A 12,692-nucleotide genomic window follows, 5' to 3' on the forward strand; every position below is an offset into this window, starting at 1 on the left:
TCGCGCGTGGCCCAGGTGCTCCTCGTCGAGGACGACCCGATGATCCGCGCCGCCCTGATGCGCGGGCTCGGCGAGCGCGGCCACGCCGTCGCGTCCGCGCCGACCGCGCTGACCGGCCTCGGGCAGGCCGTCGCCGACCGGCCCGACCTGGTGGTGCTCGACCTGGGCCTGCCCGACATGGACGGCACCACCATGCTGCGGATGCTGCGCGGGGCCAGCCGCGTCCCGGTCATCGTGGCCACCGCCCGCGACGACGAGGCCGAGATCGTCGCGGTGCTGGACGCGGGCGCGGACGACTACCTGGTCAAGCCGTTCAGCGCGGCCCAGCTCGACGCCCGCATCCGGGCCGTGCTGCGCCGCGGCGCCGTCACCGACGCCGACCCGGCGGTGGTCGTGGGCGGGCTGCGGATCGACCCGCGGGCCCAGCGCGCCCACCTCGACGGGGTCGAGCTCGAGCTGAGCCCGCGCGAGTTCGCGCTGCTGCACTACCTGGCGGCGCGGGCGGATCGGGTGGTGAGCAAGCGCGAGCTGCTCACCGAGGTCTGGCAGCTGCCCTACGGCGGCGCCGACAAGACCGTCGACGTGCACCTGTCGTGGCTGCGCCGCAAGCTCGGCGAGACCGCGCAGGAGCCGCGCTACCTGCACGCCGTGCGCGGGGTCGGGGTCCGGGTGTCGGCCCCGGACGGGGACGCCCGGTAGTGCGCAGGCGGCTGCTGGTCCTCGTCGCGGCGACGACGACGATCGTCCTGGTGGCGTTCCTGGTGCCGCTGGCGCTGCTGCTGCGCACCGTGGCCGCGGAGCGCGCCACCCAGTCGGCCACCGGGGAGGCCCAGGCCCTCATCACCCTGGTGGCCACCACCGACCGCGCCCAGCTCGACGCCGCGGTCGTGCAGGTCGACGCCACCTCACCGGCGGACATCAGCGTCCTGCTGCCCGACGGCACCGTGCTCGGCTCGCCCGCCACCCGCACCCCGCTGGTCGAGCTGGCCGCACGGGGCTTCAGCGCGACCGGCGACGTCGACGGCGGCCGGGAGGTCGTGGTCGCCGTGGCCAGCGGCACCGGCACCCGCGCGGTGGCCAGGGCGTTCATCCCCGACGAGCAGCTCGGGGCCGGGGTCGCACAGTCCTGGCTACTGCTGGCCGGGCTGGCCGTCGGGCTGCTGACGATCAGCCTGGTGGTGGCCGACCGGCTGGGCCGCAGGCTGGTGCGGGCCACGACGGAGCTGGCCGCGGTCTCGCACCGGCTCGCCGGCGGCGACCTGGCGGCCAGGGCCGCGACCGACGGCCCCGGCGAGCTCGGCGTGGTCGCCGGCGCGCTCAACGGGCTGGCCGGGCGGATCGTGGAGCTGCTGCGCGAGGAGCGCGAGACCGTCGCCGACCTGGCCCACCGCGTGCGCACCCCGCTGACCGCGCTGCGGCTGGAGGCCGAGGCGCTGGCCGACCCGGACGAGGCCGCCCGCGTCGGCGCCGGCGTCGACGGCGTGCAGCGGGCCGTCACCCGGGCCATCGAGCAGGCCCGCCGCCGCGGCTCCGGGCCCGGCCCGGAGTCCGCGGCCTGCGACGCGGCCGTCGCCGTCCGGGAGCGCACCGCGTTCTGGTCCGTGCTGGCCGAGGACACCGACCGGGAGGTGGCCGTGCGGGTGGCCGACGGACCGCTGCCGGTCGGCATCGGCCGGGCCGACCTGGACGCCGCCGTCGACGCGCTGCTGGGCAACGTCTTCGCGCACACCCCCGACGGCACCGCCCTGGAGGTCGCGCTGGTGCCCGCGGGGGGCGGCGGCGCCGTGCTGACGGTCGGCGACGCCGGCCCCGGCCTGCCCTCCGGCCCCGCCCCGCGCCGCGGGGCCAGCGGCGCGGGCTCGTCCGGGCTGGGCATGGACATCGCCCGGCGGGCCGCCGAGCGGGCGGGCGGGCGGCTGGAGCTGGGGCGCTCGCCGCTCGGGGGGCTGCAGGTCGTGCTGCACCTGGGCCCTCCCCGGCGGCCATAGCCGGTCCTTAGGGGTCGTGCAGCGCGCGGATAGCCGGCCGTCGACGAGCGTGGATCCCGTCCGCGACAGACCGGAGAGGACCCCACCGTGAGCATCCGAGACTTCGCCACCACCGCCGGGATCGCCGCCGCCACCCTGATCGCGGCGGGCGGCGTCGCCTTCGCCCTCGGCACGACCGACGTGCCCACCATGATCACCCAGCCGGCCTCGGTCACCACCGACGCCGCGGCCCCGACCACGACGAGCTCGCCACCCACCACCTCCGATCCCAGCCGGACCGCCGTGCCCGTCGAGGAGGCCAGGGTGATCGCGGTCGCCGAGGTCGGCGGCGGGGAGGTCACGAAGATCGAGAACGAGATCGAGCACGGCAGGCTGGAGTGGAAGGTCGAGGTCGTCCGCGACGGTGTCGCGCACGACGTGCGGGTGGACGCCGAGTCGGGCGCCGTCACCCGCCACGACACCGACGGCTCGCCGAGCACCGCGACCAGCGCGCCGAGCGCCCCGCCCGTCACGGTCGTGCCCGCCCCGGGCGCCGCCGCCCCGGCCCCGCCGACCGTCGACGACCACCGCCGCAACCGCGGCGGCGACGACCGGCGCGGTGACGACCACGGCGGCCGCCACGGCGGCGACGACCGGGACGACGACCGGGACGACGACCGCAGAGGGCACGGCCGCGGTGGGGACGACGACCGGGACGACGACCACGGCGGCCGCGGCCGCGGCTGATCGCTGCGCCCTCACGACACCCCGTCCCTCGGGTCGCCCGCCGCCCCGGTGACCGCCCGCGGGATGACAGGAAAGCCACGTTCAGGACCGAATCCGTCCGGAACGTGGCTTTCCTGTCACCGGGGCCGGGCGAGCAGGGGTGGGCGGACCCGCGTGGGCGATCTAGCCTCGGGGCGAGCGCTCCGGGAGGGGACATGACGGGAACCGCACCCACCACCGCCGACGAGGACGCCCGCGCCCGCAGCCTGGTCGAGGCCGAGGAGAAGGCGGTCGCGCTGTTCGACGAGGTCGTCGCGCGCGGGCTGATCGCCCCGGGGGCGGCCGAGTCGGCGGTCAGCCGGCAGGTGCGCGACCTGGGTGCCGAGCTGTTCGGCACCGACCGGCACTGGCACAAGCGGATCGTCCGGTCCGGGCCGAACACGCTGGAGCCGTACCGGGAGAACCCGCCGGACCGGCACATCGAGGCCGACGACATCGTCTTCCTCGACCTCGGCCCGATCTTCAGCGAGTGGGAGGCCGACTTCGGCCGCACCTACGTCCTGGGCGACGACCCGGTCAAGCAGCGCCTGCGCGACGACCTGGAGCCGATCTGGCTGGCCGGGCGCGAGCACTTCGAGGCCCACCCCGACATCAGCGGAGCCGAGCTGTACGCGCACGTCGTGGGCCTGGCCGCGGCGGCGGGCTGGGAGTTCGGCGGCGCGCACAGCGGGCACCTGGTCGGCGAGTTCCCGCACGAGTGGATCGACGGCGAGCGCATCGAGAGCTACATCGCCCCCGGCAGCGACCACCCGATGCGCCGCACCGACGCGGCCGGTCGGCGGGCGCACTGGATCCTGGAGGTCCACCTGGTCGACCGGGAGCGGCGGATCGGCGGATTCTTCGAGCAGCTGCTCAGCGTCCGGCGCTGACCGCCGCCGCGGCTCTGCCACGATGCGCGGCATGCCGATCACCGAGCTGCACCTGCTCGGCCAGGCACACCGGGGGTGGTTCGAGTCCTGGGAGCGCGACCTGCCGGCCGCGCTGACCGACGGGCCGCGCCAGGCGGCCCGGGCCGTCGAAGGGCTCTCCGCCGTCGGCGACAGCGACCGGTTCCTGCTGCTGGTCACGCACGGGAACCCGATCCGCTGGTTCGCCGCGGCCGCGCTGGGCGCGCCGGCGCACGCGTGGCTGTCCCTGCAGGACGACAACGCGGCGCTCACCGTGCTGCGCTACCGCGGCGACCGCGGCCCCGTGCTGGTCCGCTACAACGACGCCGGCCACCTCCCCGTGTGACCGGCGGGGTCGGTCAGCGGCTCTGCAGCGCGTCCAGCGCGACGGCCATCGAGGCGGCGACCCGGAAGTCCAGCCGCGGGTCGGAGACCGTGATGAGGTAGCGGTCGCGGAGGGACTTGATCCGCTCGCTGGTCATCACGTGGTTGCCGGTCTGCTGGTCGTAGAAGTCGAAGTGGAAGACGAACGGCACCCAGATGTCGCCGAGGTAGGGGATGAGGTCCCAGACGCGGCGCAGGATGGCGATCCCGGGGCGGCGCTCCTGGCCCACGGCGTGCAGGCCGCCGGGGCCCTGCAGCTCCCAGGTGGAGCGCAGCAGGCTCTTGCCGAACTGCTTCTTGAAGTAGCCGAGCGGGCGGCCGTGCTCGTCGTAGACGTCGTGCTCGGCGTGCACGTCCAGGCGCTGGCGGGCGCGGAAGGAGAAGACCTGGCGGGTCATCGACTCGTCGGCGAAGAACCGGACCTCTTCTTTGATCTTCATCCGCTTCTGCTGGGCGAACGCCAGCAGCGGGCCTTCGCTGCCGTCGGGGTTCGCGCCGAGCACCTGGTAGCGGTTGACCATCACGGTGATCTTCTGGCGGACGTAGAAGCGGTTGGCGGGCGTCGTCACAGGCGCTGACTCTGGCACGACCCGCGACCGGCCGGCAGACCGGTTCTCGCCGAAAGCCCCAGCGCCGCGGGCGTCTCACGGCGAAAGCGGCATTCCGGGCTAGGGTGGCGCATTCGAGTTCCGGGAGGCACTGTGCGACGCGCCTACGCCCACCGCGCCGCCGTCGAACTCGACCCGGCCGGCGACGACCGCGCCCCCGGCGCCGCGGTCACCGCCGAGCTGTGCGGGCACTGGGAGCACGAGCCGCCGTGCCCCGTCGCGGCGCACCACACCCGCGCCGAGCGCCGCGGCGACGTCGTCGACCTGCGCGTGCTGTTCGCCGCCGAGCCCGAGCGGGAGGCCGAGGTCCGCACCCGCATCGAGCTGGCCCTGCGCGCGGGCGCGCTGACCGGCCCGGGCGGCGCGACCACCCGGTGGCGGCTGCGCGAGGTCGGGCCGGCCGTCGTCGCCGACGCGGAGGCCGACCACGCCGAGCGGCTCACCCGGTCGTAGTCGGCCCACCGCCGCTGTCCGGGCCCGCCCTCAGCCCTTCACGCACAGGATCGTGCGCAGCCGGGCGACCACGTCGACCAGGTCGTCCTGCTGGGCCATCACCGCGTCCAGGTCCTTGTAGGCGCCCGGGATCTCGTCGACGACCCCGCTGTCCTTGCGGCACTCCACGCCCTCGGTCTGGGCCTGCAGGTCGGCGACCGAGAACAGCTTGCGCGCCGCGTTGCGCGACATCTTCCGCCCGGCACCGTGGCTCGCCGACCGGTACGCGGCGTCGTTCTCCTTGCCGCGCACGATGTACGAGCCGGTGCCCATCGACCCCGGGATGATGCCCATCCGCCCGCCGGCCGTGGAGATCGCGCCCTTGCGGGTGACGATCAGGTCGAGGCCGTCGTAGGTCTCCTCCGAGACGTAGTTGTGGTGGCAGGAGATCTCCTCGCCGTACGCCACGTCCCGGCCCAGCGCCTTGGCCAGCGCCGCCTTGGCCAGCTCCATCATCACCCGGCGGTTGAGCCGCGCGTACTCCTGCGCCCAGTACAGGTCGTTGCGGTACGCGACCATCTCCGGCGTGCCGTTGAGGAACACGGCGAGGTCGCGGTCGGGCAGGTCCGCGTTGTGCGGCAGCCCCTTGGCCGCCTCGATGTGCAGGTCGGCCAGGACCTTGCCGATGTTGCGCGACCCGGAGTGCAGCATCAGCCACGCGCGGTCGTCGCCGTCCAGGCAGACCTCGACGAAGTGGTTGCCGCCGCCCAGGGTGCCCAGCTGCTGGTGCGCCCGGGTGCGCAGCTTGCCCGCCGTGGTCCAGGACGCGCGGTCGATCGCGTCGAGGGTGTCGAACCGGCCCCAGAACGCCGTCCAGTCGGTCTCCGCGCGCATGCCGATGCGGTCGAGGTCGGCGCCGTGCTGGTGCAGGCCCCGCCCGACCGGCAGGTCGCGCTCGATCTGCGCGCGCACGGCGGCCAGCGAGTCGGGCAGGTCGGACGCGGTGAGCCCGGTGCGCACCGCGCTCATGCCGCAGCCGAGGTCGACGCCGACAGCGCCCGGCGACACCGCGTCGCGCATCGCGATCACCGAGCCGACGGTGGCGCCGTAGCCCTGGTGGCAGTCGGGCATGACGGCGACGCCGTGGGTCCACGGCAGGTCGGCGCAGTTGCGCAGCTGGCGCATCGCGCCGCCCTCGGTCTCGGCGGGGTCCAGCCACATGCGGATCGGCGCGGCGGAGTCGGTCAGGGTGGTGTGCACGGCGCCTCCTTCGGCTGCCCGTCGGTACGGTCCCGAGTCTGATCCACAGCCGCCCGGCTGTCCTCCGCATTCCACCGTTCCCCGTCGGTCGGCGCCTTGACAGGCAAGTGGTTACTTGCATATAAATCACCCGTGGACGCCGCGGAGCTGTTCAAGGCACTCAGTGACCCGACGCGGCGCACGATCCTCGACGAGCTCCAGCGGTCCGACGGCCAGACGCTCTTCGAGATCTGCGGTCGCCTGATCATGAAGCACGGCCTGAGCTCGTCCCGGCAGGCCATCTCCCAGCACCTCGCGGTGCTGGAGGAGGCCGGTCTGGTCACCACCCGGCGCGAGGGCCGGTACAAGTTCCACCACCTCGACACGAGCCCACTGCGCTCGATCGTCGAGCGGTGGCCCATCAACGACGACTGACGGAGTGACCGTGCTGCGCATCAACATCACCAGCGTGTTCGTGGACGACCAGGCCAAGGCCGAGGCCTTCTACACCGACGTGCTCGGGTTCGTGAAGAAGAACGACATCCCGACCGGTGCGGCCCGCTGGCTCACCGTCGTCTCCCCCGCCGACCCCGACGGCGTCGAGCTGCTGCTGGAGCCCGACGGCCACCCGGCGGCGGGCCCGTTCAAGAAGGCCCTGGTCGCCGACGGCATCCCGTTCACCCAGTTCGCGGTGGAGGACGTGCACACCGAGGCCGAGCGCCTGAAGGCAGCGGGCGTCGTGTTCACCCAGGAGCCCACCGACCTCGGCCCCGTGGTCACCGCGGTCTTCGACGACACCTGCGGCAACCTGATCCAGATCGCCGCCATGAAGTGACCGCTCCGGAGAAGATCCGCTCGAAGACCGCGGGGCCGGCCCGGATGCGCTCGGTGATCCCGGCCGCCGCGGCCGGCGTGGGGACGGCCGCGAACCACGGGCGGCCGCGGTGCCGCGCCAGGTGAGGTGGTCGTAGGTCCGGCATGCCGCGCGTAGGGTCGACCACGTGCGATCCGGACGAGCGGTGCAGCAGGTGGTCGGGTGCTTCAACGCGGGGGTGACCGGCCTGGCGGGCTCCCGCCTCCTCGGACCGGTGGTCCGCAGGCGCATCACCACCGCCACCTACACCGGGCGCCGCTCGGGCAGGACGTTCCACACGCCCGTCGGCTACCGGCGCACCGGCGACGTCGTCACGATCGGGGTGCAGATGCCCGACCGGAAGAACTGGTGGCGCAACTTCACCGGCGACGGCGCCCCGCTCACGCTGGAGCTCGACGGCACCGACCGCACCGGCCACGCCGTCGCCCGGCGCGACGGACGCCGGGTCACCGTCACCGTCGACCTGGGCTGACCGCCCCGGCGGCGACCACGTCTACCCCGCCTCCAGCGCCGCCTTGATGCGGTTCAGGTCGCCCTTCGCCGTGCGCTGCATGATCGCCCGCAGCGGCGCGAACACCCGGGCCAGCAGACCCCTCGGCATGAGCTCGATGCGCATGGTCAGCCGCGACGACCCGGAGGGGCCCTCGGCGACCGTGCCGATCAGCCGGAACGGCAGCGACGCCTCGGTGGCGGTCGTCGTCCAGGTCGTCGGCCGGGCGAACTCGACCACCTCCATCGTCGCCTTCCCCAGCCCCGAGTAGGACCCGACGAACCGGCTGCCCCGCCCGACCGGCCCGTCCGAGACCAGCTCGATGGTCTTCACCGCCGGGTTCCAGTCGACCTCGGTGCGCATGTCGCTGCAGTAGTCGAAGACGGCCTCCACCGGCCGCGCGATGTCGATCGAGTTCTCGACGACGTGCATGCCCACCTCCGGTTGTCGCCCGCGGCCGCGCCGGCATCCGGTACGCCGCCGCGCCCGTCCGCGCGGGAAAGCCGTCGGGAAACGGTCGTTTGCCACGGACACCGCCGCCGAAGTACGGTATCCCCCGTGACTGCCGGGTCGGCCTTGGGCCACGAGCGAGAGAGTCACCCGGCCGCCGAGTGACGGCCGGGCGGGCCCGCGGCCCGCCGTTCCACCCTTTTCCCGCGCCATAGCGCTCCTTGGCCGTTCGACGGCCTCCTGCACCCTTCCCACCTGCGACGCCGCACGCCGTCATGCCCCCAGCCATGCCCGAGAACCGCCGTTGTCCCGGCGGGGCTTCAGCCTGCCCGAAAAAGGAGAGAAATGGATTTCAACCAACCCGTCATCGACGAGTTCCGCGCCAATGCGGGGGTCGTCGGCGGCATGTTCGAAGGAGCCCGACTGCTGCTGCTCACCACCACCGGCGCCCGCACCGGGAACGAGCACACGGTTCCGCTGGGCTACCTGCCCGACCGCGACGGCCGGGTCCTGGTCATCGGGTCCGCAGGCGGCTCGCCGCGGCACCCCGCCTGGTTCCACAACCTGGTGGCCGACCCCCGCGTCCACGTCGAGGCGGGCGTGTTCCGCTACCCGGCCGACGCCGTCGTGCTGACCGGTGCGGAGCGGGAGCAGACCTTCGCCCGCGTCGTCGAGGACGATCCCGCCTGGGGCGACTACCAGGAGAAGGCCGGCCGCCTGCTGCCGGTGGTCGCGCTCGTCGAGGTGCCCGTCGGCCCGCCCGACATCGCCGCCCCGTCGCCGGGTGCGGCGCTGCGGCTGGTGCACGACGGCTTCCGCCGCGAGCTGGCCCTGGTCCGCGCGGAGGTCGCCCGCTCCGGTCCCGGCCTCGGCGCCCAGCTGCGGATCAACTGCCTGGCGCTGTGCGACGGCCTGGGCGTCCACCACCGCAACGAGGACGCGGCGATGTTCCCGGCGCTGGCCAGGATGCGCCCCGACCTCACCGACGCCGTCGAGCGGCTGGCCGACGAGCACGCGCGGATCGCCGCGCTGCTCGACGAGCTCCGGGCCGTGCTCGCGGAGCCGGACCGGGACCGGGCGGCCCTGCTGGCCGACATCGACCGGCTCACCGGCGAGGTGGAGGCCCACCTGGACTACGAGGAGCAGCAGCTGGTCCCCGTCCTGGACGGGATGGCCGCCGGCGGCTGAGCCCGGTCATGACCGGACCGAACCGGTGGGTACCGTCACGGCTCCAGGACCACTGCAGGAGCGAACGTGATCGACCGGGAGCAGGCGACGAGCATCGCCGCCAGCTGGGCCGCGCCGCGCGGCGGCGTCGAGGTGGAGATCGGGTTGCGGGAGTTCGACCAGGGCTGGGTGGCCTGGCCGAAGCCCGCCCAGGTCGGCCTCGGCGCCGCCCGCGTGGTGATCGACAAGGAGACCGGCGAGCTGTCCCAGTGGCCGTCGATCCCGGTCAGCACGATCATCGCCCAGTACCCCGACCGGCTGGCCGCCCAGCTGCGCTTCCCGCCGATGGCGCTGCGCTCGCTGCACCGGGCCGGCTGGAAGTCCGGCCGCCGCGTCCCCGGCGCCGTCGACGCGTGGATGGCCGCGCACACCGACGACCTGCGGCTCGTCCCGTTCTCGGCGACGGCCCGCCAGGTGCTCGAGGAGTTCGGCGGCCTGACCCTCGACCAGCTCGACGAGTCGGGCACGCCGCTGCCCGGGCACCGCAGCCTGCTGTTCCCGCACCCGGCCTGCGGCCCGCTGACCCGCGCCTACCTGGGCTTCACCGAGGAGACCGGCATCCCACTGTTCCCCGTCGGCACCCACGGGGAGGGCCCGTCGGAGGTGGCGGTCGCCCCGGACGGGCGGACGTTCCTGTTCCACCCGACCGGCGAGTACCACCTCGGCGACACCTTCGACGAAGCCCTCATCACCCTGACCACCGACCGCCCCGCCCTGCCCCTGGACCCCGAAGGCTCGGTCGACCTCCACCGTCGATAGCGGACCGGAGCTGTCCGCGAGCCGTGCCAGGGTGACCCCATGAGCCGCCACATCCAGGTCACCTTCGACGTCCACGACCCGCGCGCCCTGTCGTCCTTCTGGGCCGAGGTCCTCGGCTACGTCCACCCCGGCCCACCCGGCGTCGACCTCCCCGCGGGCGCCGACCCCCTGGCCGCGTGGGACGAGTTCCTCGCCCGCCTCGGCGTCCCCGGGGACCAGCGCAACACCAGGTCGGCCATCGAGGACCCCGACGGCCACGGCCCCCGCGTGTTCTTCCAGCAGGTGCCCGAGGACAAGGTCGTCAAGAACCGCGTCCACCTCGACGTCCGCGCCGCCCCCGGCCTTCAGGGCGACGAGCGGATGGCGGCGCTGGAGGCCGAGTGCGACCGGCTCGTCGCGCTGGGGGCGAAGCGGCTGCACCGGGACGAGCCGGCACCCCCGATGAGCCAGGGCTTCATCGTGATGGCCGACCCGGAGGGCAACGAGTTCTGCCTGGACTGACGATCAGGGATCCGGTCGGTCGAACGGTGCGGCCGTCACCTCACCGACGGGCTCGCCGTGCCCGAGCACCGCTACGTGCGCCAGGTCGTCGGCGATCTCCTCGACCCCCAACCGGCGCAGCAGCGCGACCATCACGGGCTGCCGCGCCCGCGCCGCGCCATCGGCGATCTTGAGCGCCGCCGCCCGGCCGTCGGGCAGTGCGGCGGCGTAGACGCCCTCGGCGCCGTCCTTCGCGATGAGGCCCTGGACGGCGCGGATCAGCGCGGTCACGTCGCGTCCGGTGCCGCCGAGGTACTCGGGGTGCTCGCGGATCGCGGCGGCGACGCGGGCCTCCGGGGTGCCGGGCTCGGCGCGGGCGAGGGTCGCGAAGGCGCGGGCCAACCCGTCCAGGGTCGTGCCGAAGGCCGGGGCGCCGCAGCCGTCGACGGCCACGACGTCGACGGGTTCCCCGGTCAGCTCGGCGATCGTCTCGCGGACGAGCCGCTGGAGGGGATGGGCCGGGTCGAGGTAGGAGTCCAGCGGCCAGTCGTTGGCCGCGCACGTCGCCAGCATGGCGGCGTGCTTGCCGGAGCAGTTCTGCGCCATCGGGACGGCGGCGCGGCCTGCGCACTGCCAGCGCAGCCGCTCCCCGGGCTCGATGGGCAGGTCCGGGGTGTTGCGCAGGTCCTGTTCGGACAGCCCGGCGGCGCGCAGGATCGCCGCGACACCCTCGACGTGGAAGGGCTCGCCGGAGTGGCTGGCCGCGGCCAGCGCCAGCTGCGGGCCGGGCAGGTCCACGCCGGCGCGCAGCATCGCCAGCAGCTGCACGGGCTTCAGCGACGAGCGCGGCAGCACGACCGCCGACGGGTCGCCCACCCGCACGGCGGCCGACCCGGAGGCGTCGAGGGCCACCGCGGCGCCGTGGTGCACGCACTCCAGGAAGCCCGAGCGCGTGACGTGGGCGAGCGGGGCGACGGTCATGACCCGGATGCTAGGCAGCCGTCGACGCCGCCGCGGGTGAGCGGCGTAACACCCCCTCCGACCGGGGCGAGTGGTCCGGTGAGCTCACGGCGTTCCCTTCGCGCCGGGGAAACGCATGCGGCGGCCCGACCGCCACCGACGCCGCAGGAGTGCCCGATGCCGCGACCCACCGCCCGGCGCACGGCGGCCGCCGCCCTCCTGCTCGTGCTGACCGGGTGCTCCGCCCAGCCGGTCGCCGGCACCCCCTACGCGGTCGGGGGCACCCCGTCGACGGACGCCGTCACCGCCGCGCCCACGGCGCTGGCGCCGGGCCCGGTCACCGTCATCGCCCTCGGCGACAGCCTCACCGCCGGCGACGGCGACGACAGCGGCCTGGGCTTCGCCGGCCGGCTCGTCGAGACCATCGCCGCCCGCCCCGGCCGCGAGGGCTCCTCGCTGGTCGACCTCGGCCAGTCGGGCTGGGACAGCACCGCCATGGTCGACGGCCAGGAGGGTTCTCCGGCGCCACTGGCCCAAGCCGTCGACGCCGCCAGGGCGGCAGCCCCGGCCGCGGTGCTGGCCACGGTGCTGATCGGCTCGAACGACCTCTGGTACGCCTACAGCGGGGCCGAGAACCCGACCCCGCGCGCCGACGAGGACGCCGTCGTCGCCACCTACCGCGCGAACCTCGACCGCACGGTGCGGGAGCTGCGGGCCGCCGGGGCGGTCGTGGTCGTCGGGCTGCCCGACGACCAGTCGGTGCGCCCCATCTCCGTCGACATCGCCCGCCTCAACGAACAGCTCCCCGACGTCACCGAGGAGGAGGTCGGGAAGATGTCGGCGCTCTCCGAGGAGCTCGGCGCGGTGGTGGAGGAGGTCGCGGACACCTACGACGTCCCCACCGTGGACACGAACGACCCGTTCTGGTCCGATCCGTCGCGGATGGCCGACGACGGCATCCACCCCAACGCCGACGGCTACGCGCAGATGGCGACGGCGTGGGCGGAGGCCGTCGACCCGCTGCTCTGAACCTCCTTTCACCCCTCGAGACCGGTCGGCGCGTCGGTATCGAACGAGTGGGTCAGGCGCGCAGCGCTCCGGAGGTCTGGTTAGCCTCCGGAGGATCCGGACAAAGGCCGTAGGGAGATC

Annotated in this window: 17 protein-coding genes; 13 read left to right on the plus strand and 4 right to left on the minus strand. The window is 74.5% G+C overall.

Annotated elements, in window-relative coordinates; genetic code table 11:
- The first annotated feature begins 6 nt into the window (after positions 1-6).
- The 5 genes from KDL28_RS09605 to KDL28_RS09625 all read left to right on the plus strand — a co-directional run bounded on the left by KDL28_RS09605 (position 7) and on the right by KDL28_RS09625 (position 3,986).
- On the plus strand, positions 7-699 hold the full coding sequence (locus KDL28_RS09605) for a response regulator transcription factor (protein WP_252437060.1): 693 nt from the start codon (positions 7-9) through the stop codon (positions 697-699).
- Positions 699-1,988: a sensor histidine kinase gene (locus KDL28_RS09610; protein WP_252437061.1), complete on the plus strand. Its 1,290-nt coding sequence runs from the start codon at positions 699-701 to the stop codon at positions 1,986-1,988. The genes KDL28_RS09605 and KDL28_RS09610 overlap by 1 nt, the downstream gene beginning before the upstream one ends.
- Positions 1,989-2,075: 87 nt before the next feature.
- Entirely contained in the window at positions 2,076-2,714 is a 639-nt protein-coding gene (locus KDL28_RS09615; RefSeq protein WP_252437062.1) for a PepSY domain-containing protein, read from the plus strand.
- Positions 2,715-2,908: 194 nt separating this feature from the next.
- The gene (locus KDL28_RS09620) at positions 2,909-3,622 is read left to right on the plus strand and encodes a M24 family metallopeptidase (protein WP_252437063.1); all 714 of its coding nucleotides are present in this window, start codon (positions 2,909-2,911) and stop codon (positions 3,620-3,622) included.
- A gap of 31 nt (positions 3,623-3,653) precedes the next feature.
- Positions 3,654-3,986 (plus strand): histidine phosphatase family protein, encoded by a 333-nt coding sequence (locus KDL28_RS09625; protein WP_252437064.1) that lies wholly within the window; start codon positions 3,654-3,656, stop codon positions 3,984-3,986.
- Between the two features lie 13 nt (positions 3,987-3,999).
- Here KDL28_RS09625 and KDL28_RS09630 read toward each other — a convergent pair whose 3' ends face one another.
- The gene (locus KDL28_RS09630; RefSeq protein WP_252437065.1) at positions 4,000-4,593 is read right to left on the minus strand and encodes an LURP-one-related family protein; all 594 of its coding nucleotides are present in this window, start codon (positions 4,591-4,593) and stop codon (positions 4,000-4,002) included.
- A gap of 132 nt (positions 4,594-4,725) precedes the next feature.
- On the opposite strand from KDL28_RS09630, the gene KDL28_RS09635 reads away from it, so the two are divergent.
- Positions 4,726-5,085 (plus strand): hypothetical protein, encoded by a 360-nt coding sequence (locus tag KDL28_RS09635; protein ID WP_252437066.1) that lies wholly within the window; start codon positions 4,726-4,728, stop codon positions 5,083-5,085.
- A gap of 30 nt (positions 5,086-5,115) precedes the next feature.
- Here KDL28_RS09635 and KDL28_RS09640 read toward each other — a convergent pair whose 3' ends face one another.
- Positions 5,116-6,324, minus strand: coding sequence for an RtcB family protein (locus KDL28_RS09640; protein ID WP_372496929.1), 1,209 nt, complete (start codon positions 6,322-6,324; stop codon positions 5,116-5,118).
- A 132-nt stretch (positions 6,325-6,456) separates the two neighbouring features.
- On the opposite strand from KDL28_RS09640, the gene KDL28_RS09645 reads away from it, so the two are divergent.
- The 3 genes from KDL28_RS09645 (at position 6,457) to KDL28_RS09655 (ending at position 7,649) form a co-directional block, all read left to right on the plus strand.
- Positions 6,457-6,738, plus strand: a complete 282-nt coding sequence (locus tag KDL28_RS09645) for an ArsR/SmtB family transcription factor (protein ID WP_252437067.1) — start codon at positions 6,457-6,459, stop codon at positions 6,736-6,738.
- Between the two features lie 10 nt (positions 6,739-6,748).
- Positions 6,749-7,138, plus strand: coding sequence for a VOC family protein (locus KDL28_RS09650; RefSeq protein WP_308215975.1), 390 nt, complete (start codon positions 6,749-6,751; stop codon positions 7,136-7,138).
- Between the two features lie 193 nt (positions 7,139-7,331).
- Positions 7,332-7,649 (plus strand): hypothetical protein, encoded by a 318-nt coding sequence (locus KDL28_RS09655; RefSeq protein ID WP_372496938.1) that lies wholly within the window; start codon positions 7,332-7,334, stop codon positions 7,647-7,649.
- Between the two features lie 21 nt (positions 7,650-7,670).
- On the opposite strand, the gene KDL28_RS09660 is transcribed toward KDL28_RS09655, so the two are convergent.
- Positions 7,671-8,099, minus strand: coding sequence for an SRPBCC family protein (locus KDL28_RS09660; protein ID WP_252437068.1), 429 nt, complete (start codon positions 8,097-8,099; stop codon positions 7,671-7,673).
- Positions 8,100-8,462: 363 nt separating this feature from the next.
- Here KDL28_RS09660 and KDL28_RS09665 point away from each other — a divergent pair, with 363 nt between their 5' ends.
- The 3 genes from KDL28_RS09665 (at position 8,463) to KDL28_RS09675 (ending at position 10,604) form a co-directional block, all read left to right on the plus strand.
- Positions 8,463-9,305: a nitroreductase/quinone reductase family protein gene (locus KDL28_RS09665; protein WP_252437069.1), complete on the plus strand. Its 843-nt coding sequence runs from the start codon at positions 8,463-8,465 to the stop codon at positions 9,303-9,305.
- 66 nt (positions 9,306-9,371) lie between these two features.
- Positions 9,372-10,103 carry an SUKH-4 family immunity protein gene (locus KDL28_RS41415; RefSeq protein ID WP_252437070.1) on the plus strand — a complete coding sequence of 244 codons (732 nt, stop codon included), beginning with the start codon at positions 9,372-9,374 and terminating at the stop codon, positions 10,101-10,103.
- Positions 10,104-10,142: 39 nt separating this feature from the next.
- The gene (locus KDL28_RS09675) at positions 10,143-10,604 is read left to right on the plus strand and encodes a VOC family protein (RefSeq protein ID WP_252437071.1); all 462 of its coding nucleotides are present in this window, start codon (positions 10,143-10,145) and stop codon (positions 10,602-10,604) included.
- A 3-nt stretch (positions 10,605-10,607) separates the two neighbouring features.
- Here the strand turns inward: KDL28_RS09675 and KDL28_RS09680 are convergent, their stop codons facing one another.
- Positions 10,608-11,564 (minus strand): asparaginase, encoded by a 957-nt coding sequence (locus KDL28_RS09680; RefSeq protein ID WP_252437072.1) that lies wholly within the window; start codon positions 11,562-11,564, stop codon positions 10,608-10,610.
- A gap of 156 nt (positions 11,565-11,720) precedes the next feature.
- Here KDL28_RS09680 and KDL28_RS09685 point away from each other — a divergent pair, with 156 nt between their 5' ends.
- Complete coding sequence (locus KDL28_RS09685) at positions 11,721-12,572, plus strand: SGNH/GDSL hydrolase family protein (protein ID WP_252437073.1); 852 nt, start codon at positions 11,721-11,723, stop codon at positions 12,570-12,572.
- The last annotated feature ends 120 nt before the right edge of the window (positions 12,573-12,692 follow it).

The organism is Pseudonocardia humida, from assembly GCF_023898865.1.
GTDB lineage: Bacteria > Actinomycetota > Actinomycetes > Mycobacteriales > Pseudonocardiaceae > Pseudonocardia > Pseudonocardia humida.

What these genes read in the sequence shown, in the direction of transcription:
- KDL28_RS09620 (WP_252437063.1), top strand. Translation starts at nt 2,909, where the DNA reads ATGACGGGAACCGCACCCACCACCGCCGACGAGGACGCCCGCGCCCGC.
- KDL28_RS09625 (WP_252437064.1), top strand. Translation starts at nt 3,654, where the DNA reads ATGCCGATCACCGAGCTGCACCTGCTCGGCCAGGCACACCGGGGGTGG.
- KDL28_RS09660 (WP_252437068.1), bottom strand. Translation starts at nt 8,099, where the DNA reads ATGCACGTCGTCGAGAACTCGATCGACATCGCGCGGCCGGTGGAGGCC.
- KDL28_RS09665 (WP_252437069.1), top strand. Translation starts at nt 8,463, where the DNA reads ATGGATTTCAACCAACCCGTCATCGACGAGTTCCGCGCCAATGCGGGG.
- KDL28_RS09675 (WP_252437071.1), top strand. Translation starts at nt 10,143, where the DNA reads ATGAGCCGCCACATCCAGGTCACCTTCGACGTCCACGACCCGCGCGCC.
- KDL28_RS09680 (WP_252437072.1), bottom strand. Translation starts at nt 11,564, where the DNA reads ATGACCGTCGCCCCGCTCGCCCACGTCACGCGCTCGGGCTTCCTGGAG.
- KDL28_RS09685 (WP_252437073.1), top strand. Translation starts at nt 11,721, where the DNA reads ATGCCGCGACCCACCGCCCGGCGCACGGCGGCCGCCGCCCTCCTGCTC.